This window comes from Micromonospora sp. M71_S20, from assembly GCF_003664255.1.
GTDB lineage: Bacteria > Actinomycetota > Actinomycetes > Mycobacteriales > Micromonosporaceae > Micromonospora.
On the sequence record NZ_RCCV01000001.1, the window covers coordinates 4,685,856 to 4,704,072 of the forward strand.

The window sequence follows — 18,217 nt, forward strand, 5'->3', positions numbered from 1 at the left end:
CCGCCACAACCGGCACCCGGTCCAGCCTGTCGGCGTGATCGCGCGTGTGCGAAGCTGCGGCGAGTTTTTCTCGCGGGTTTCCGGACGTGAACGATAGGGAGGTTTGCCGTGGCGTGGTCTTTCGGGCACTGGCTGATACTGATCGTGGCTCTGGTGGTGGGTCTGGCGGGCGGCTGGTTCTGGCGCGGCCGGCAGGACGCGGCGGCCGCCACCCACGGCTCCCCCATGGTGGACGGTGACCCGGTCGCCGGCATGACCGCCGTGGTGGTCGACCCGCCTCCCGTCGCCACCCTGGACGAAGCGCGCCCCGAGGTGACCGTGGACCCCGCGCCGGACGCGGTCGCCGACCGCGTCCCCGCCGCGCCCGGGGCCGACGCCGACCCGCGCAGCACCGACGCCCCGCCGGCCACGGTCGTCGCGGCCGACGCGTCCCGGGCCGACGACGTCGACCCGGCGGAGATGGCGCTGACCGGCGACCCGGTGCCGGCGCCCGACACCGACCCCGTGCCGTCCGACACCGCCGCCGCCCGACCGGAGCACGAGGTCGTGCTGCCGGTGGCCGCCGAGGTGACCGGCCCCGTCGACCGCCGGCCGGCGGAGGAGCCCGTCCCGGCCGCCGCCGGCCCGACCGAGCCGGAGTCGAACGCCGTCGCCCCGACCGAGCCCTCCACCACGCCCGCGCCCACCGCCGACGGCCCGACCGAGCCGACGCTCGCGCCCGTTCCCGCGACCGTCTCCCCCGTCGAGCCGGAGCCGGCCGCCGCCACCGCGGTCGAGCCGGCCACGCCCGCCACCGAGCCGGCCACGGCCGGCGCCGCGGTCGAGCCGGCCACGGCCGGCGGCGCACCCGTCGGGCCCGAGTCGACGCCGGCCGACGCGCCGGTTGAGCCGGTGGTCGTTCCGGCGCCGCGCGGCGAGGTGGACACCCCGGCCGCGACCGACTCCGACGCCGCCGACGACTTCCGCCGGATCCAGGGCGTGGGCCCGAAGATGGCCGCGGCGTTGCAGGCGGCCGGCATCCGGACGTACCGACAGCTGGCGGAGCTGGACGAGGCCGCCCTGCGGGAGACGATCCGGGCGGCCGGGCTGCGGGCCGCGCCGAGCCTGGCGACCTGGCCGCAGCAGGCGAAGGTGCTCGCCGGCGCTCCGCAGGAGGCGGCCGCCGCCCTGCCGACCCCGGTGGGCGGCACCGACGCCTGACCGGCCTCGCCCCGGCTGCCGTGCTTCTGTTGGCACCGGACGGCGGTACCCGGTGGGTCGGGTACCGCCGCACGACCGAGCCGCTGTCGCCGACATCGCGGCGCCCCGTCCGTCGGGCGCCGCGATGTCGGCGTTCCGGGCCGGAACCGAGCGGGGGACCGCGCATCGGCTCGCCGCCTGCCCCGGGCAGCGGGCCGCCTCCAGCTCGGGATCGGAGTCGGCGCAGACTGCCGACCCCGCGCGCCACCGCCTCGGCCCCGCAGCCTCGTCCGTCCACCCGTCGGCCGTCCGCCGCGCCGGCGCCTCGGCGCCCGGCACCGTTAGCCGTTCATCGCGATTGGGTACAACGCCCATCACCTCGAACCACCACACCCTTGCGGAGGCAGCGATGCGCGGCACGTCGATATTCGGAGTCCTGGTCGTCATCTGGCTGATCATCGGCGCGGTCGCCGCCGGGCAGCGCGGCTACTACAGCGGCGACGACACGAACTGTGCCGAGGCCGGCACGATCCTGGTGACCATCGTCGCCGGGCCGCTCAACTACATCGGGGCCAACCCGAAGGTCGACTGCGAACTGCCTCAGCCGTCCAAGTAGGACGCACTCCTCCGGCCCGCGCCCACTCGGGGCGCGGGCCGAGCCGTGTCCGGGGACCCAACGACGACTCCCCGTCTCCGCCCTTCTCGCCGACGCCGCTCCGGCCGGCGGTGTCCCTCCCCCCGTCGCCCGTCTGGCTCGTGGCACCGGTGTCCGCGCGCGGTGCGCCACACCGCGTACGGCATCCTAGGAGGCTGGGTCATCGGTGCCAGCGTCCCCGGCCCCGGCCCCCGCCCCCACGGCCCGACGTTTGTCGGGTCTCGCCGCGGGAACCGGCGTTGCGCCACCAGCGCCGCACGGGACGGGAGCACCGGCATGAGGATCGGCTACAAGCTCGCCTCCGAGGGGTACGGACCGCAGGAGATCATCCGCCAGGCGGTCCGGGCCGAGCAGGCCGGCTTCGACTTCGTCGAGATGAGCGACCACTTCCACCCGTGGCTCGACACGCAGGGGCACTCGTCGTTCACCTGGAGCGTGCTCGGGGCGGTCGCGGCGAAGACCGAGCGGATCGGCCTGGCCACCGGGGTCACCTGCCCGACCGTCCGCTACCACCCGGCGATCATCGCGCAGGCCGCCGCGACCATGGCGCTGATCTCCGACGGCCGGTTCACCCTCGGCGTCGGGGCCGGGGAACGGCTCAACGAGCACGTGGTGGGTCAGGGCTTTCCCAGCGTACGGGGCCGACATGAGCGGCTCCGCGAGGCGCTGGAGATCATCCGGCTGCTCTGGCAGGGCGGCTACCGCTCGTACGAGGGCAAGCACCTGCACCTGGAGGACGCCCGGATCTTCGACCTGCCGGAGACCCCGCCGGTCATCGCGGTCGCCGCGAGCGGCCGGTCCTCGGCGACGATGGCGGCGGAACTCGGCGACGGCCTGTTCGTCACCGAGCCGAAGGCCTCGATCGTCGAGCACTACCGGCAGGCCGGGGGCGACGGTCCCCGCTACGCCGAGGTGCCGATGGCCTGGGCCACCGACGACCAGCAGGCCGTGCGGGCGGTACTGGAGACCAGCCGGTGGATGGTGACCGGCTGGAAGGTGATGAGCGAGCTGCCGAACCCGGTCAACTTCGACGCCGCGAGCGCGTACGTCGAGGAGCACCACGTCCGGGAACTGTTCTCCGTCGGGCCGGACCCGGAGGCGCACGTGGCGGCCGTCCGCCCCTATGTCGAGGCCGGCTACGACCACGTCGTGCTGCAGAACGCCGGCCCCGACCCGGACGGCTTCCTCGACTTCTTCGCCGGCGACCTCGCCGGCCGGCTGCGCGCCCTCGGCTGAGCCGTCCGACGCGCGGGGGGCGCGTCCGGCACCGCCCGCCGCGATCGCGATGATCGCCGACGGGCGGCCGGACGCGCCCCCGGGTCGGGGCGGGTCGTCCCGGCCGGGACGGCCCGCCGACCGGTCAGCGGAAGCAGTTCGCCACCGGCACCCTGCTGCCCTCGCAGTTGGTGGGCTCGTTGTCGATGATGTCGGTCTCGTCGTCGACCTTGACGCGGGCCTTGTCGACGAAGAGGCCGCCCGGCTTCACGATGGCGACGTTGCCGGTGATCCGGCTGGAGTAGAGGGAGACCTGACCCATCGACGCGAAGACGCCGCCACCCGTCGACGCCGCGCCGACGGCGTGGTTGCGGTCGATCTCGCTGCGGCGCAGCAGGAGGTTCGACTTCTGGGCGTGGATCCCGCCGCCGGAGCCCCGCGCCGTGTTGCCCGACACGACGCTGTCGTCGAGCGGGACCAGGCCCTGGAACGTGGAGATGCCGCCGCCGTTGCCCGTGGCGGTGTTGTCGCGCACCTCCAGGCCGCGCAGGAAGATCAGCGCGTCCGAGTTGGCGATGCCGCCGCCGGTCTGGGCGGTGTTGCCCAGCACCTTCGTGTCGGCGACCCGGGTACGGGCCGAGAAGCTGGCGACGCCGCCGCCCTGCGCCGCGTTGTTGCCCGCGAAGGTGCTCGAGTGCACCTCGGCCGCGCCCCGGTAGTTGGCGAAGCCGCCGCCGTACGCGACGGCGCTGTTGCCCCGGAACTGCGAGGTCTCCAGGCTCAGCACGCCACCGTTGAGCAGGCCCCCGCCCTTGCCCTTGGTGCCGGCGGCGTGGTTGTCGACGAACGTGCTCCCGATGACCACCAGGTGCCCGTCGTTGAAGATCCCGCCGCCGCCCCCCTCCGCCGAGAGGGAGGTGCTGTCGACGATCGTGGTGCGCTCGACCACGGCGGACGCGCCGTGCACGACGTGGATGCTGCCGCCCTCGGCGGCGGAGAGGCCGTTGCGGAGCACGACGTCGGACAGCGTCAGTTCCCCGCCGTCGCGGACGGTGAAGAACCGGAACGCCTCGGCGTGCACGCCCCGGACGATGGTGGCGCCCTCGCCCCGGATGGAGATCGGGTGGTAGATGACGGGCAGCCCGGCCCGGTCGTGCTGCGGGTTGCGCGGGGGCGCCTCGGCGTCGCCGGGGTTCTCGGCGCTGTCGGCGGCCTCCCGGGCGTCGCGGATCCCGCCGTCGTACTCGTCGGGCTGTTGGAAGGCGTGGGTCAGCTCGTACGTGCACTTCGACGCCAGCCGCAGGTGGGCGCCGCCCTCGGCGTTGGCCCGGACCAGCGCCGAGATCAGCTTCGCCGGGTCGCACGGCACCGCGACCTCCGCGTGGTGCCCCTGGCCCGGCCGTCCGGGGCGGCCGTCCGGCTTCCCGCCGCGCCGTTCCTCGCGGGCGTGGTCGCGGTCCTCGACGGCGTCGCCGCGGTCGCGCTCACCGGAGTGGTCGTCGGCCCACCGCGCCGGCGACAGCGAGGCGGCGGGCAGGTCCCGGTCGGCGGCGACGGCGGCGGCACCCGTGAACCCGGCCGAGGCCGCCACCAGGCTGCCCGCCACGAGGCCGCCGGCTAAGAACCACCGCGACCGCCGCCTGGGTGGTGCGGCCCGCCGGCCCCCTTGATACGTCGTCATCAGGCTTCCCTGCCTCTCGCGCATGCGTGACACGGCCGCGTCGAACGGGACGCGGGGCGGCTGACGTCGCGACGGCCGCCGAAGGTCACGATACGGACGAGAATCGGGCAAGTCCGTCGAACATGAATAAGCGTATGATTCACCTCGACGAGCACGAAGGGACGCAGCCCCCGTCAGCCGCCGACGTGGATGCCGGGCCGGCGGGCGGGGTCCGGCTCGGACTTGCGGATGATCTCCCGTACGACGGGCGGGGTGTCGCCGCGGCCGAGGATGAGGTAGCGCAGCAGGTGCCCGAGCGGGTTCCCCTCCGACCATTCGAAATGGGCGTGCGGGCGTACGCCGGTGGCGTCGCGCAGCGCCAGCAGGATCGCCGCGATGGCGTTGGGGACGGCCGGGCTGCCGGCCCGCAGCACCCGGAAGCCACCCACCTGGACGCCGTGCACCCGCAGCACCTGGCTGAACTCCGACGGGTCGACGACCTCGATCTCCAGGAAGAGGATGTCGCCCTCGCCGGGCACGGGGTTCATCCCCCGCTGCGCCCGCTCCTTGACCGTGTACTCCTTGACCGCGCCGGCGGCCCGCTTGTGGGCGATCAGGTGCAGCCGGCCGTCGTGCGCCAGCGACTCGGCGATGAACCGGCGGGCCCGCTCGTCGAACTCGATCCGCTCCGTGCGCAGTTCGGTCGTCCGGGTCACCCGGGAGACCAGCGAGACGACCACGATGCCGAAGATGAACAGCGCGGAGATGGCGATGCCGTCCGGCTTCGCGATGACGTTCTCGGCGAGCGCGTACAGCAGGACCAGGGTGAGCACGGCGAAGCCGCCGGCCGCGACGCGCTGCCGGCGGCGGGCCGCGGAGATCGTGACCGCCACGGCGGCGGAGACCATCATGGCGAGGATGCCGGTGGCGTACGCCCCGGCCTGGTCGTTGACGTCGGCCCGGAACACCAGGGTGATGGCGACGCTGATCATGGTGTAGACGATCACGACCGGCCGCACGGCCCGTGCCCACTCGGGCGCCATGCCGTAGGTGGGCAGGTAGCGGGGCACGATGTTGATCAGGCCGGCCATCGCGGAGGCGCCGGCGAACCAGAGGATCAGCACGCTGCTGAGGTCGTAGACGGTGCCGAACGCCTCCCCGAGGCGCTCGTGGGCGAGGTACGCCAGCGCCCGGCCGTCAGCGGCCCCGCCCGGCTCGAACTCCCGGGCGGGGATGAGCACGGTGGTCACGAGGGTGGTCGAGATCAGGTAGACCGACATGACCAGCGCGGCGGCGGTGAGCAGCCGGCGGGTGTTGCGGATCCGCGCCGCCAGCCGCGCCTCGCGGTCCGCGCCCCCGCCGGCCACCAGCGGCATCATGCTCACCCCCGTCTCGAAGCCGGAGAGCCCCAGCACCAGCAGCGGGAACGCCAGCACGGCGGTCACCGCCACCTCGCCGGGGCCGCCACCGACGGTCAGCGCGGCGGTCCAGTTCGCCAGCGCCCGCGGGTCCGTCACGATCCCCACCAGCCCGTCGGCCACGATCAGCGCGTTCAGGGCCAGGAAGACCGCGACCAGCGGGACGGCCACCACGACCGCCTCCCGGAAGCCGAGCAGGAACACCCCGCCGAGGACGAGCAGCAGGACGACGGTGACGCCGACGGCGACGCCGGTGCCGCCGACGCCCTCGGGCACGTGCGGGTTCTCCAGCAGGTGCACGGTCGCGTCGGCGGAGGAGAGGGTGATCGTGATGATCCAGGAGGTGGCCACGAACCCGAGCAGCACCAGTACGAAGATCTTGCCGCGCCAGAACGGCAGCAGCCGCTCCAGCATCGCCACCGAGCCCTGCCCGTTCGGGCTCTCCCGGGCCACCCTGCGGTACATGGGCAGCATGCCGAACAGCGTCAGCGCGACGATGAGCAGGGTGGCCAGCGGGGAGAGCGCCCCGGCGGCCACCGCCGCGATCCCGGGCAGGTACGACAGGGTGGAGAAGTAGTCGACCCCGGTCAGGCACATGACCTGCCACCAGGGGTGTGAACGGGTCTGTCCCTCCGCCGCCTCGGGGCCGACCGGCTGCACCCGGTGCGCGAACAGCCACCGGCGCAGCGGGCTCAGCGGCGCGGCGGGCCGGGTGGGGCTGGCCTGCGCCTCCGGGACGGCGACCGGGCGTCCGGCGCGGTCGCCGGGACGGGTCGGGTCCCGGGCGGCGCGCAGGTCCCGTGGCGGGCCGGCGGGCGGCGGCCGGCGACCACGCGTGCGCCGCGACCTCGGCCCGTGCTCGTCACGCATGTCCCGTCCCCACCCTCGGCGGTCCTGACCCGACCGTAGGCGGTCGCCGGCCGGCCGCCCGCCGGAACGGTGAAGCCGGGACGGCTCAGTCGCCGTCGGGGGCGGCCAGCACCCGGGCCAGGGCGTCGGGATCCGCCACGGTGACCGTCGCCCCGGGGTGCCGCAGCCACCCGCCGGGCAGCAGGGCGGGCACCGGCTCGGCGAAACGGAGGCAGAGCCCGGCGGCGGTGCTGCTGGCGAAGGTGACGCCGGCGTCGGCCAGCGAGAGGCGCACGCCGATCCCCCGCCACCAGCGGTACGGGCCGGTGGGTGCGGCGTCGACGACGTTGCGCCGGGCGGTGCGCAGGTGCCACGGGCCGAACCGGACCACCAGCTCGGCCCGGTCGACGCCGACCCAGGCGGTCGCCGGCCGGACGCCCACCAGCGCGAGCGCCGGTCGGAAGACCGGGTCGAAGCGGAACGCGAACCGGTGCGCCCCGCCGGTCATCGCGCACCACCCCGGCCGGTGGGGCGGGCGGCGCCCGGTCGGGCGGGGCGGGGCGGGGCGACGGGCCGGGGACGGGGTCGGGCGGCGGGCCGCCGGGCCGGGTGACTCATGGCGCGGGCGTACCCCGTGCGGGCCGGCCGACACCCCCCGGGCCGGCCGACCCGCGAACCCCGCACCCCCGCTCCCCCGCCCCGGCGTACCCCCGCCCGCACGGACCGCCCCCGACCTCAGGCCCGACGCCCCCCGGCTGACGGGCCTGATCCGGCGGGGACGCGTCCCCGCGCTCCGCCGGGTGCCGGATGCGGAGCGCGGGGACCCCCCGTCACGGCTACTGCAGGAACGCCCCGAGGGGCGAGAGCAGCAACCGACCGAGCGCCGCGGCGGTGTCGTCCAGCCGCGCGCGCTCGCACTCGTGGGCGGCCGGGTCGTGCCGGCACCGCCAGATCTTCTGCGCGTTGCGCCAGGCGACGTCGCGGGTGTACTCGACCAGTTCCCCCTGGTACCAGTCGTCGATGTCGCCGTTGAGCATGTCGATGAGCAGCTGCCACCGCTCCAGGTAGCCGCGCCGCAGACCGGGGATCTTGTCCGCGAAGATGTTGTTGATCTCCAGGTAGTCGCGGTGCTGGTCGGTGCCGTCCACCGGCTCCGACTCCAGGCTGTCGAACGTGGTCACCAACGCGAACGGCAGGTCGAAGTTGATGTGCGCGTTCACCCCGGCGGCGGCCGACGGCAGCGGGCGGGCGTCCGGCCCGCGCATCCGCTGGAACAGGCAGGCCCACGCCTTCGGCGTGCCCGGGCTGGAGTCGGTCCACAGCCGCATCGCGTCGAAGTAGCGGGCGGCGAACTCCACGTCGAGCCGGGACAGGAACACCGGATCGGCGAACCGGTCGTCGTAGAGGCCGTTCAGCACGCTCTCGGTGATCGTCAGGTACAGCCGGTTGAAGTCGGCCAGCGGGCAGCTCGCCTCCAACGGAGGCAGCCGGACCAGCAGGTCCTGGAGCTTGGTGAGGTGGTCCACCACCGCCGGCACGTCGGCGGGATGGTCGGCGAGCAGATCGACGATGTCCCGATGTACGGGCCCCCACACCGGTTCGGTCATCTCTCCTCCACACTGGTTCCCGGCACCCCCCGTGCCGTCGGCGACGCAGCACAGACTGCCAGCCGGCGACGGCCGGCCGGATCAGTAGAACGACGTATCCCGCCGCGCGTCAGTCGCCCTTGTTGCGTAGGAAGATCGCGCTGGCCTGCACACGGGTGCGGACCTGGAGCTTGTCGAAGATGTGCGAGACGTGCACGCCGATGGTGCGCTCGCTGATGAACAGCCGCTGGCCGATCTCCCGGTTGGTGAGCCCCTCGGCGACCGCGGCGAGCACCTCCCGCTCCCGGGCGGTCAACGACGCCAGCTCGTCGCCGTCCGCCCCGGCGGCCGGACCGCCCGTGGCCGGACGTTCCTCCAGCGACACCCGCGCCCTGCCGGCGAGGGTACGGATCTCCGAGGTCAACGGCACCGCGCCGAGCCCCTGTGCCACCTCGTACGCCTGCCGCAGCAGCTTGGCTGCCGTGGCGCTGCGGCTGCGCCGGGCCAGCAGCGCCTCGGCCTGTCGCAGCCGGGAGTAGGCCGCCGGGTAGGGGTGGTGGCGGCGGTCCCACTGCGCCACCGAGCGGGCCCACAGCTCCGGGTCGCTGCTGTCGAGGCGGCTCACCTCGGCGGCGCACAGCGCCAGGAAGCCGTCCACCACGTCGCGCACCGGGCGGGCGGCGTGCTCGCTCTTGCGGGCGACCCGGTCGGCCACCTCCCGCAGCCGCCGCACCGCGGTCTCGTCCACGGCGATCGTGCGGCCGGCGTGCGCCTCGGCCTCGGCCCGCAGGCCGTGCCACACGAGCGCGGCGAGGATGCCCACGTCGTCGGAGCGGCTCTCGGTCAGGCCGCGCTGCACCGCCTGCCGGGCCAGGTCGTGCCGGCCCTGCCACATCGCCAGCCCCGCCCGCAGGGTGAGCAGCGGGATCACGTGCCGCGCCCCGCCGCCGGCGAGCACCGTGGCCACCGCGTCCAGGTCGCGGTCGGCGGCCTCGATGTCGCCGTAGCCCACTGACAGCCGGCAGCGCGCCAACAGCAGCTCCACCGCGTCGGCGCCGGAGGGGCGGTGCCGCAGCGCCGCCGCGACGACCTTCTCCGCCTCGGCCCACTGGCCGACCCGGAACAGCCCGTTGGTGGCGATGGCCAGCAGCCGGGTCTCGTACGTGCGGCCCAGGCCGAGTTCGGCCACCCGCTCGGCGCCCCGGCGGGCCACCACGACGCCCTCCTCCAGGACGTTCAGCGGGCCGGTCAGCAGCTCCGCCAGGTGCAGGTACGCGCACGCCACGTCCTCCGGGCGACCCGAGCGCTCGGCGGTCCCCAACGCGCGGCGCATCACCGCCAGCCCGGCGTCCGGGTCCTCCAGGTACGCCTCGGAGAAGCCGAGCGCGGCGCTGGCCAGCACCACCTCCGACGTGGAGCCCGTCACGTCGGCGGAGAGCTCCAGCGCCTCCCGGGCCCGCCGGCCGGCGTCGGCGTACCGGCCAAGGTGCAGCAGCAGCTCGGCCAGGTGCGCCGCGGCCGTGGCCCGCTCCCGGGGCGTGCAGTCCGCGGCCTCCAGGGCACGCTGGTACTCCGCCTCCGCTGGCGCCGACCGGCCGGCGGCGGCCAGGTAGCGGGCCCGGCGGATGTGCAGCGCGCAGGCCGACGGGTCGGTTTCGGCGGCGGCCAGCTCCTCCAGCAGCGCCAGCGCCCGGGCGTGCTCGCCGCAGTGGTGGGCGGCCTCGGCGGCGTGCCTGAGCAGCGTGACCCGGTCCACGTCCGGCGGCGTGCGGCCCGGCGAGGCGGCCAGCTGCAACGCGACCGACCAGTGCCGGTGCGCCTCGGCCCAGCCGTGCAGCCGCTCGGCCTCCCGGGCCGCGGCCATCGCCGCCGGCAGCGCCCGCGCCGGCTCGCCGGCCCGCCGCCAGTGGTGTGCAAGGCGTGCCTGGTGCAGCTCCGCCGGGGCTGCGGTGAGCGCCTCGGCGTAGCGGCGGTGCAGGGCGGCCCGCTCGGCCGGCAGCAGCTCGTGCTCCAGCACCTCGGCGACCAGCCGGTGCCGCAGCCGGTAGCCGTCGTCCGCGCTGACCAGCAGCCGGTGGGCGACCGCCGCCCGGGCCGCCTCGATCAGCTCGTCCTCGGGCAGCCGCACCACCCGGGCGAGCAGCCAGTGCTCCACGGGCTCGACCCCGGCCGCCACCGCGTGCACCACGGTGTGCGCGTGCTGCGGCAGCGCGTCCACCCGGGCCAGGAAGATCTCGCGCAGCGTGTCGGAGAGACCGTCCCGGCCGTCGCGCAGGTCGCGGGCCAGCTCCTCCACCACGAACGGGTTGCCGCCGCTGCGCTGCCACACCAGCTCCGCCGCTTCCGGGCTGAGCGCCCGCCCGACCACGGCGGCGGCGAGCCGGTCGGTGCCGGCCCGGTCCAGCGGGGCCAGGTCGAGCACCCGCACCGTACGCAGCCGGCGCAGCTCGGTGAGCACCCGGCGCAGCGGGTGCGCGCCCTGCAACGACTCGGCCCGCACCGCCGCGAGCACGGACAGCTGGAGGTCGCCCAACCCGGCCAGCAGGTAGAGCAGCAGCTGGCGGGTGCTCCGGTCGACCCACTGGAGGTCGTCCAGGACGAGCACCAGCGGCCGCCCCTCGGCGATCAGGTGCAGCCCCCGCGAGACCCGCTCCAGCAGTGCCCCGGCGCCGTCCGGGCCGGCGGTCTCCTCGGCGAACACCCGCAGGAGGCCACGGACCGCCGAGGAGGTCCGGGCCTCGGAACCGGTCAGTTCGGCGTCGAGGCGGCGCAGCGCCTGGAGCAGCGGGTGCAGGGGCGACGCGTCGCCGATGTCCAGACAGGAGCCGGTGAGCACCAGGGCCCCGGCGTCGCGCAGCCGGGCGCCCACCTCGCGCAGCAGCCGGGTCTTGCCGACGCCGCTCTCGCCGGTGAGGAAGACGGCGGCGGTGTTGCCCTGCGTGACGTCGTCGAGCAGCACGGACCGTACCGTCGTCACCAGGTCGGCCCGGCCGACGAGTGGTGCGGTGTCCACTTCGCTGGCCATGGCACGCAGCCTAGTCACAGGGCCCCGCACCGTTCTACGGGTCTTTCGCGCCTGCGGTACTCCTCGCGTCGACATTGCGACCGAAGGTTGCGCAGGGCCGACATACGTCGTTCGGCAGATCCCCCGTCGGCGGATCGGTGACAGTGTCCGAGGCGTCGTCAGCCACCGTGGGGAAAGGCGGGTGCGATGCCCATGCCCACCATCGTCGTCGGTTCGCAGCGGCTCACGTCGGCAGGCTGGCCGGTGCCGGAGGAGAGACGCCTCGTCACCGTGCTGTTCGTCGACATCGTCGGGTCGACCGCGCTCGTCGACCGGCTCGACCCCGAGGACGTGCGGATCCTGCAACGGGCGTACTTCGACACCGTGGGCGGGGTGCTGCGCCGGTGGCACGGGGTGGTCGAGAAGTACGTCGGCGACGCGGTGATGGCCCTGTTCGGGGCCCGCCGGTCCGACGGGTTCGACGCGTACCGGGCGGTGCGGGCGGCGCTGGAGATCCAGGGGGCCCTCGACCGGCGACCGCCACCCGGCGCGCCGCGCCTGCGGGTCCGGGCCGGGGTGGCCACCGGTGAGGCGCTGGTGGACCTCGCCGCGGCGCGCGACGGCGGGCACGGCGTGGCCAGCGGGGCGGTGATCACCACCGCCGCGCGGTTGCAGGAGTACGCCCCGCCCGGCGGGGTGGCGCTCTGCCCGGCCACCCACCGCGCCACCGTGGGGCTGGTCGGCCAGCGCCGCGTACCGCCGGTGGCCCTGGCCGGCAAGGCGCTGCCGGTCGACGTGTGGCACGCCACCGGCACGACCCGACCGGCCCCGCCCCGACACGAGGGGCCGCTGGTCGGGCGGCGGCGGGAACTGGCCGCCGCCCGGGACCTGATCGTCCGGGCCGTCCGGGGCCGTGACCCGCGCTGGCTGTCGCTGGTCGGCCCCGCCGGCAGCGGACGCAGCCGGCTGCTGCACGAGCTGACCCGGGCGGTACGGACCGTGGACGGGGCGCCGGTGCGCTGGTGCGTCGCGCACTGCCCGCCGTACCCGGAGCCCCTGGCGCCCGTCGCGGACCTGGTGCGCGGGCTCGCCGGCCTGCGCGCCGGTGAGCCGCCCGCGACGGTACGGCGGCGGCTCACCGCCGCCCTCACGGACCTGGTGCCGCCCGCCGGCCTGACGGAGGCGGTGTACGCGCTGGAGGCGCTGCTGGCCACGCCGGACGGCTCCGGCGACGCGGCGCGGGGCGCCGAGGTGGCACGCGAGGCGCTCCTGGGGCTCGCCGCCCGGCAGCCGGTGATGGTGGCGGTGGACGACCTCGACCGCGCCACCGCGGCGCTGAACCGCTTCCTGCACCGGCTCTTCGCGGCGGCCACCGCGCGGTCACTGCCGCTGGTGGTGGTGGCGCTGCACCGTCCCGAGTGGACGGACGTGTGGCCCGGCCCGCGGGGTCGGCGGCACCGGTTGGCGGTGCCGCCGCTGCGCCCCGTGGAGACGGGACGGCTGCTGCGCCACCTGCTCGGCCGGGTCGACCGGCCGGCGGCGATCGCCCGGCTGCTGCCTCTCGTCGGCGGCAATCCGGGGCGGGCCGCCGCGTACGTGGCGTCGCTGGGCGCGGCGCAGTCCGTGCCGGAGGCGGTGCGCCGGGAGGTCGACGCCCGGCTGGACCGCCTCGACGGGGCGCGGCGGGCCGTGCTGATGGCCGTCGCGACCGTCGGCGCGGGGATCAGCGCCGCGACGGTGGCGCGCCTGCTCGACTGGGCCCCCGGGCGGGCGGCCCCGGTGCTGCGCGCGCTGGCCGCGACGGGTCTGCTGGTCGCCCGCGCCGACGGCCGGTACGCCGTCGCCGACGCGGTGGTCCGCGAGGTCGCGTACGCCCGGCTGCCGAGGGCGGCGCGGGCCGCGTTCGCCCGCCGGGCCGGGCGGCCGGCGGAGGCGGACGCGCCGTCGGTGCCCGTGGTCCTCCACGCCCCCACCGCCCAGGTTCCGCCGGTGCCGGCGCGCGCCGGCGCCGACCGCCCGACCGCGCGGGACGCGCGCGGGGCGCACCCGGCACCGCTCCGGCGGCCCGCCTCCACGCCCCTTTTCCCTGCGACGCCCCGGCCCGCCACCACCCCCCGTCTCTCCGCCACGCCCCGGCCCGCCACCATTCCTCAGGTCGCGGCCCTGCCTCAGGTCGCGGCCCTGCCCAAGGGCGCGACCCTGCCCCGGGTCGCCGACGTGCCCCGGGTCGCGGTGGTGCCGGGGGCGCGTCCTGTGCCCGGTCCGCTGTTCGCCGTCCCCTCCGAACGTGTCGGGGACGGTCGGGTGGTGGAGCTGCGCGGATGGACCGCCGCCCGCGGTCGCGTCCCCTCGGCCGGCCCCGGTCCGACAGCCGCCCTCGACCTGACCGTCGGCCCCGACCCGACGGCCCCCTCCGGCCCGACGGCCGGCCCTGGCCGGACGACCGGTCCCGGCCGGTCGTCCGGCCCCGATCGGACGACCGGTTCCGACAGCCCTGCCGGGCCCGACCGGGTGAGCCGGTCCGCCGGCCCCGGTCGGGCGGTTGCCCCGCACGCGGCGGCCGACGGCGGTGGCGTCCCGTCCGCCCCCGGGCCGGGTGGGTCGGCGCGGCGGCAGGGACGCGGGCAGCGGCCGGGATGGGTCCTGCCACGCGGGACGCCGATCGCGGCGTGAGCGGGCTGGCAGGGTGCCGGGCCCCCCGTCGAACGGGGGTGCCGGACGCGGCGGGGAGTGCGGGCGGCCAGGCGGATCTCCCCCACGATCCAAGCTAACAGGCGCCCGATCCGGGCGGTATCGGGCGGCCGGCCGAGTGCGCGGACCGGCGCCGACTGGCTAGGTTCGCCCGATGCCTGTCGAAGAGACCACCGCCTCCGCCGCCGGCACCTGGACGCTCGGCGACCGCACCGTGCACCGGATGGGGTTCGGCTCCATGCGGCTCACCGTCGACCCGGACCGGGCGCGCGCCGTCCGCGTCCTGCGCCGGGCCGTCGAACTGGGCGTCAACCACATCGACACCGCCGCCTTCTACGTCTCGCCGGGCGGGCCGCTCGGCGTCGGCACCGGCTCGCCCCGGTACGCCATCGACCTGATCCGCGAGGCCCTCTCGCCGTACCCGGACGACCTGGTCATCACCACCAAGGTCGGGCCGTCCTTCGACGCGGCGACCCGGCACCGCGAACTGACCCCGGCGGAGCTGCGCCGCGAGGTGGAGGAGAACCTGCGCCGGCTGGGCCGGGACCACCTGGACGTGGTCAACCTGCGGATCGTCCGGCGACCCGGGCGGGACTCGGTGGCGGAGCGGTTCGCCGCCCTCGCCGAGCTGCGCGACGCCGGGCTGATCCGGCATCTCGGCCTGTCCAACGTGCGGCTGGACCACCTGGACGAGGCGCGGGACATCGCGCCCGTGGTGTGCGTGCAGAACGCGTACGCCCTCGACGTGAACCGGTGGGCCGACGAGCTGCTGCGCGTCTGCGGCGGGCGGGGGATCGCCTTCGTGCCGTTCTTCGCGATCGCGGGCGCCGGGCGGGAGGCGGGCGCGGGCGGCGACCACGACGAGGCCGTACGGGCGGTGGCGCACGCGCACGGCGCGACCCCGCACCAGATCCGCCTGGCCTGGACGCTGCACCAGGGGCCGCACGTGCTGGCCATCCCCGGCACCGGCGATCCGGAGCACCTGGCGCAGAACGTGGCGGCCGGGGCGATCCGGCTCACCCCCGAGGAGCTGGCCCGTCTCCGCTGACGGCGGGACGCCCCGCCCGTACGGCGGCGCGGCGCGTCAGCGGCCGTCCAGGAAGGCGACCGCCCGGTCCCACGTCCGGGTAGCGGCCGCCAGGTCGTGGTCGGGCAGGTCGGGGTCGGTGTAGAGGTGACCGACGCCGGGATAGCGGTGGACGCTCAGCTCCGCGCCCGCCCCGGTCATCGCCCGCTGCCACCGGCCGAGCTCGGGCTCCGGGGGGTATTCGTCCGGGTCGGCCACGTGCAGTTGCACCGGCAGGCCCGGCCGGACCGCCTCCGGCGCGCCGCCGGCGCCGTGCAACAGCAGCAGCGCGGCGGCGGCGGGGCGCTCGGCCAGCAGCGCGCCGGCCACCCCGGCCCCCATGGAGAACCCGGCCAGCACCGCCTCGGGCGGCGCCTCGTGCAGCGCCGCCCTGGCCCGGCCCATCACGGCCGCCCCGCCGACCTCGTCGAGCAGGGCGAAGCCCTCCTCGATGGTGTCGACGGCCGGCGCGCCGTAGAGGTCGGGGGTGACGACGTGGTGGCCGGCGGCGCGCAGCCGGTCGGCGGCCGTCAACACGGCGGGTCGCAGCCCGTAGGCGGAATGAAACAGCACGACGTGTCCCATCGGGACATTCTGTCTGACCGTTGTGACAGGACCGGCCGCCGCGCGGGCCGGGGCGCCGACGCCGGTGGGCCGTCGGCGCCGGGTCAGCGCAGCGACTCCAGCCGCCGCACCAGCTCGCTCGGCCCCGGCATGGCGGCGATCTCGGCGCTGACCTGCCGCGCCGCGTCGCGCAGCGCGGTGTCGGTGACGAGCCGGGTCAGGCTGTCGGCGGTGATGTCGCGGGTGCGGACCGCGATGCCGACGCCGCGCGCGGCCACCAGCCCGGCGTTGTGCCGCCGGTCGCCCGCCCCGACGGTGGCCAGCTGCGGCACCCCGGCGATCAGCGCGCTCAGGACGCTGCCCGCGCCGCCGTGGTGGACCAGCGCCGCGCTCGCCGGCAGGGCCGCGGGGATCGGGATCCAGTCGACCGTACGCACGTTGCCGGGCAGCGCCCGGCGGGCCAGCCGCGCCTCCGGGCGGACCAGCACGAACTCGGCGTCGACCCGGTCGGCGACGGCGACGACGGCCGGCATCGGTCCGGCGCTGCCGGGGCCGACGAGGGTGCTGCGGCTGACCAGCACCCGTGGCCGCTCCCCCGGCTCGCGCAGCCAGTCCGGCAGCTCGCCGCCGGCCTCGGTGGCGTAGCGCATCGGCCAGCCGTCCTGACGCAGCACGCTGGGCGGGGCGACGGCGATCGCGGCGGCCGGCGGCGGCAGCGCGGTCAGGCCGTGCCGGCGCAGCGCCGGCCCCAGCCGCGCCAGGGTGGCCCGGGCCAGCTCGCGGCCGTCGAAGAGGGCGTTCTCCAGGCGTACGGCGGGCACGCCGAGCGTCGCGGCGGCGAGCGCCCCGGCCACCGCGAACGGCTCGTGGATGACGAGATCGGGCTTCCACTCCCGGGCCACGGCGACCACCCCGTCGGCGAGCTGGTCGTTGACCGCGCCGAAGAGCAGCCCGGCGCCCCGGGTGCCGCCGGTGCCGGCCAGCTCGGCCCGGGCGATCAGCGGGTGGCGCAGCAGCACGCGGCGGGCGATGCGTCCGAAGTCGAACGCCGGCGCGACGTCGCGCGTCGGCACCCCGGGCCGCGCCGCCCGCAGCCCGTCGGCGGCGGTGGCGACGAGCACCTCGTGCCCGGCGTCGCGCAGCGCGCCGGCCAGCGGCAGCAGCGGGGCGACGTGCCCGATCAACGGCGCGGAGACCACGAGTACTCGCACTGCGCCGATGCTAGCCCCGGCGGGGCCCGTCGTGGGGGCACCGGACGGGGCGGCCCGGACGACGGCGGGTTCAGCCGGCGGGCGGGGGCAGGGTGCGGCTACGGCCCCGGAACTCGGCCACCACCGCGCCGTCGTCCCGACTGACGGTGACGTCGTAGATGCCGCTGCGGCCGTACCGGGTGCGCTCGGTGGCGCGCGCCGTCAGCAGGTCACCCTCGCGGGCGGGACGGACGAAGCTGATCTCGCCGCCGGCGGCGACGGTGGCGGGGCCGTGGCTGTTGCAGGCCAGCGCGAAGGCGGTGTCGGCGAGCAGGAACACGAAGCCGCCGTGGGCGATGGCGTGGCCGTTGACCATCGCGGCGGTCACCCGCATCCGGGCCACCGCCGCGCCGTCGGCGGCCTCCACCAGCTCGATGCCGAGCCCCCGGGAGGCGACGTCGGCGGCGAACATGTCGTACGCGGCGTTGCGCCCGACCACCTCGGCCGTCCCGCCGCTGCTCGACGATCCGCCCCGTCCCGCCATCGACCCCTCCACCCGTCCGGGGCGGCCCCCTCGACCGCAGTTCCCGGTACCGTACGCCGGCCCGCGCACGGCACCGACGGCACCGTCACGGGTTCTCCGGGTCCAGGTCGCGCTCGCGCAGCAGCGCGTCCAGCTTCGCCTCGATCCGCTCGTCGGACTCGCGGGACTGGGAGGAACCCCAGTGGTAGAACAGGGCCAGCCCCGCCGCCTGCCAGATCAACTGGAGGAACTCGGACTGCCAGTTCTCGAAGGTGGCGGCGAGGAACTGCGGCAGGAAGTCGGCCCAGGCGAAGGACCGGCCGTGCTGGCTCGCCTCGTCGCTCGCCACGGTGGCCTGGAAGACGAACTGCGCGATCCAGGAGAGCAGGAACAGCGCCCCGGTCACCAGCGCGAAGGCGTACGCCCTGGGCCACCTCGGTCTGCGGAACGGCGGCCCCTCCGCCCGGCCGCGTGACCGCCCGTCCCGGGACGGGGCTCCGGCCGGACGCGCGCCGGAGGTCGTCGTGTCGGACATCGCGCTCCCCTTTCGACGAATCCCCAGGTAGGAGGCCTATGCCCCGGGGCAAGCGCGACAAAACGGCGCCCCGGCGTGGCGG

The 18,217-nt window shown here is 76.3% G+C and carries 14 protein-coding genes; 5 read left to right on the forward strand and 9 right to left on the reverse strand.

The genetic code is table 11. The features are described 5' to 3' along the window. Positions 1-108 precede the first annotated feature (108 nt). The 3 genes from DER29_RS20135 to DER29_RS20145 all read left to right on the forward strand — a co-directional run bounded on the left by DER29_RS20135 (position 109) and on the right by DER29_RS20145 (position 3,070). Positions 109-1,200, forward strand: coding sequence for a helix-hairpin-helix domain-containing protein (locus DER29_RS20135; protein ID WP_121398743.1), 1,092 nt, complete (start codon positions 109-111; stop codon positions 1,198-1,200). A gap of 388 nt (positions 1,201-1,588) precedes the next feature. Next, positions 1,589-1,795 carry a hypothetical protein gene (locus tag DER29_RS20140; RefSeq protein ID WP_091630565.1) on the forward strand — a complete coding sequence of 69 codons (207 nt, stop codon included), beginning with the start codon at positions 1,589-1,591 and terminating at the stop codon, positions 1,793-1,795. A gap of 315 nt (positions 1,796-2,110) precedes the next feature. Beyond that, the gene (locus DER29_RS20145) at positions 2,111-3,070 is read left to right on the forward strand and encodes a TIGR03557 family F420-dependent LLM class oxidoreductase (RefSeq protein WP_121398744.1); all 960 of its coding nucleotides are present in this window, start codon (positions 2,111-2,113) and stop codon (positions 3,068-3,070) included. 124 nt (positions 3,071-3,194) lie between these two features. On the opposite strand, the gene DER29_RS20150 is transcribed toward DER29_RS20145, so the two are convergent. From DER29_RS20150 to DER29_RS20175, 5 genes are all read right to left on the reverse strand, one after another. Further along, the gene (locus tag DER29_RS20150; protein ID WP_121398745.1) at positions 3,195-4,730 is read right to left on the reverse strand and encodes a hypothetical protein; all 1,536 of its coding nucleotides are present in this window, start codon (positions 4,728-4,730) and stop codon (positions 3,195-3,197) included. Positions 4,731-4,903: 173 nt separating this feature from the next. Continuing rightward, the gene (locus DER29_RS20155) at positions 4,904-6,997 is read right to left on the reverse strand and encodes an amino acid transporter (RefSeq protein WP_199729368.1); all 2,094 of its coding nucleotides are present in this window, start codon (positions 6,995-6,997) and stop codon (positions 4,904-4,906) included. An 85-nt stretch (positions 6,998-7,082) separates the two neighbouring features. Continuing rightward, positions 7,083-7,484 carry a hypothetical protein gene (locus DER29_RS20160; RefSeq protein WP_121398746.1) on the reverse strand — a complete coding sequence of 134 codons (402 nt, stop codon included), beginning with the start codon at positions 7,482-7,484 and terminating at the stop codon, positions 7,083-7,085. A 328-nt stretch (positions 7,485-7,812) separates the two neighbouring features. Beyond that, a complete protein-coding gene (locus DER29_RS20170; RefSeq protein ID WP_121398747.1) occupies positions 7,813-8,583 on the reverse strand; it encodes a DUF5995 family protein in 771 nt (256 codons plus the stop codon). 109 nt (positions 8,584-8,692) lie between these two features. Beyond that, complete coding sequence (locus tag DER29_RS20175; RefSeq protein WP_121398748.1) at positions 8,693-11,587, reverse strand: helix-turn-helix transcriptional regulator; 2,895 nt, start codon at positions 11,585-11,587, stop codon at positions 8,693-8,695. A gap of 186 nt (positions 11,588-11,773) precedes the next feature. Between DER29_RS20175 and DER29_RS20180 the strand changes: the two genes are divergently transcribed. Then, positions 11,774-14,239 (forward strand): AAA family ATPase, encoded by a 2,466-nt coding sequence (locus tag DER29_RS20180; protein WP_121398749.1) that lies wholly within the window; start codon positions 11,774-11,776, stop codon positions 14,237-14,239. Positions 14,240-14,411: 172 nt separating this feature from the next. Continuing rightward, positions 14,412-15,305: an aldo/keto reductase gene (locus DER29_RS20185; RefSeq protein WP_121398750.1), complete on the forward strand. Its 894-nt coding sequence runs from the start codon at positions 14,412-14,414 to the stop codon at positions 15,303-15,305. A 36-nt stretch (positions 15,306-15,341) separates the two neighbouring features. Here the strand turns inward: DER29_RS20185 and DER29_RS20190 are convergent, their stop codons facing one another. The 4 genes from DER29_RS20190 to DER29_RS20205 all read right to left on the reverse strand — a co-directional run bounded on the left by DER29_RS20190 (position 15,342) and on the right by DER29_RS20205 (position 18,135). After that, a complete protein-coding gene (locus DER29_RS20190; protein ID WP_121398751.1) occupies positions 15,342-15,908 on the reverse strand; it encodes a dienelactone hydrolase family protein in 567 nt (188 codons plus the stop codon). 83 nt (positions 15,909-15,991) lie between these two features. Next, positions 15,992-17,098: a nucleotide disphospho-sugar-binding domain-containing protein gene (locus tag DER29_RS20195; protein ID WP_121398752.1), complete on the reverse strand. Its 1,107-nt coding sequence runs from the start codon at positions 17,096-17,098 to the stop codon at positions 15,992-15,994. A 70-nt stretch (positions 17,099-17,168) separates the two neighbouring features. Further along, complete coding sequence (gene paaI, locus DER29_RS20200) at positions 17,169-17,621, reverse strand: hydroxyphenylacetyl-CoA thioesterase PaaI (RefSeq protein WP_121398753.1); 453 nt, start codon at positions 17,619-17,621, stop codon at positions 17,169-17,171. Between the two features lie 85 nt (positions 17,622-17,706). Continuing rightward, positions 17,707-18,135 carry a DUF6766 family protein gene (locus DER29_RS20205; RefSeq protein ID WP_199729369.1) on the reverse strand — a complete coding sequence of 143 codons (429 nt, stop codon included), beginning with the start codon at positions 18,133-18,135 and terminating at the stop codon, positions 17,707-17,709. Positions 18,136-18,217: the final 82 nt, after the last annotated feature.

Coding starts and splice junctions, on each gene's coding strand:
- DER29_RS20185 (WP_121398750.1), top strand. CDS start 14,412: ATGCCTGTCGAAGAGACCACCGCCTCCGCCGCCGGCACCTGGACGCTC.
- paaI (WP_121398753.1), bottom strand. CDS start 17,621: ATGGCGGGACGGGGCGGATCGTCGAGCAGCGGCGGGACGGCCGAGGTG.
- DER29_RS20150 (WP_121398745.1), bottom strand. CDS start 4,730: ATGACGACGTATCAAGGGGGCCGGCGGGCCGCACCACCCAGGCGGCGG.
- DER29_RS20160 (WP_121398746.1), bottom strand. CDS start 7,484: ATGACCGGCGGGGCGCACCGGTTCGCGTTCCGCTTCGACCCGGTCTTC.
- DER29_RS20140 (WP_091630565.1), top strand. CDS start 1,589: ATGCGCGGCACGTCGATATTCGGAGTCCTGGTCGTCATCTGGCTGATC.
- DER29_RS20205 (WP_199729369.1), bottom strand. CDS start 18,135: ATGTCCGACACGACGACCTCCGGCGCGCGTCCGGCCGGAGCCCCGTCC.
- DER29_RS20180 (WP_121398749.1), top strand. CDS start 11,774: ATGCCCATGCCCACCATCGTCGTCGGTTCGCAGCGGCTCACGTCGGCA.
- DER29_RS20155 (WP_199729368.1), bottom strand. CDS start 6,997: ATGCGTGACGAGCACGGGCCGAGGTCGCGGCGCACGCGTGGTCGCCGG.
- DER29_RS20170 (WP_121398747.1), bottom strand. CDS start 8,583: ATGACCGAACCGGTGTGGGGGCCCGTACATCGGGACATCGTCGATCTG.
- DER29_RS20175 (WP_121398748.1), bottom strand. CDS start 11,587: ATGGCCAGCGAAGTGGACACCGCACCACTCGTCGGCCGGGCCGACCTG.
- DER29_RS20145 (WP_121398744.1), top strand. CDS start 2,111: ATGAGGATCGGCTACAAGCTCGCCTCCGAGGGGTACGGACCGCAGGAG.
- DER29_RS20190 (WP_121398751.1), bottom strand. CDS start 15,908: ATGGGACACGTCGTGCTGTTTCATTCCGCCTACGGGCTGCGACCCGCC.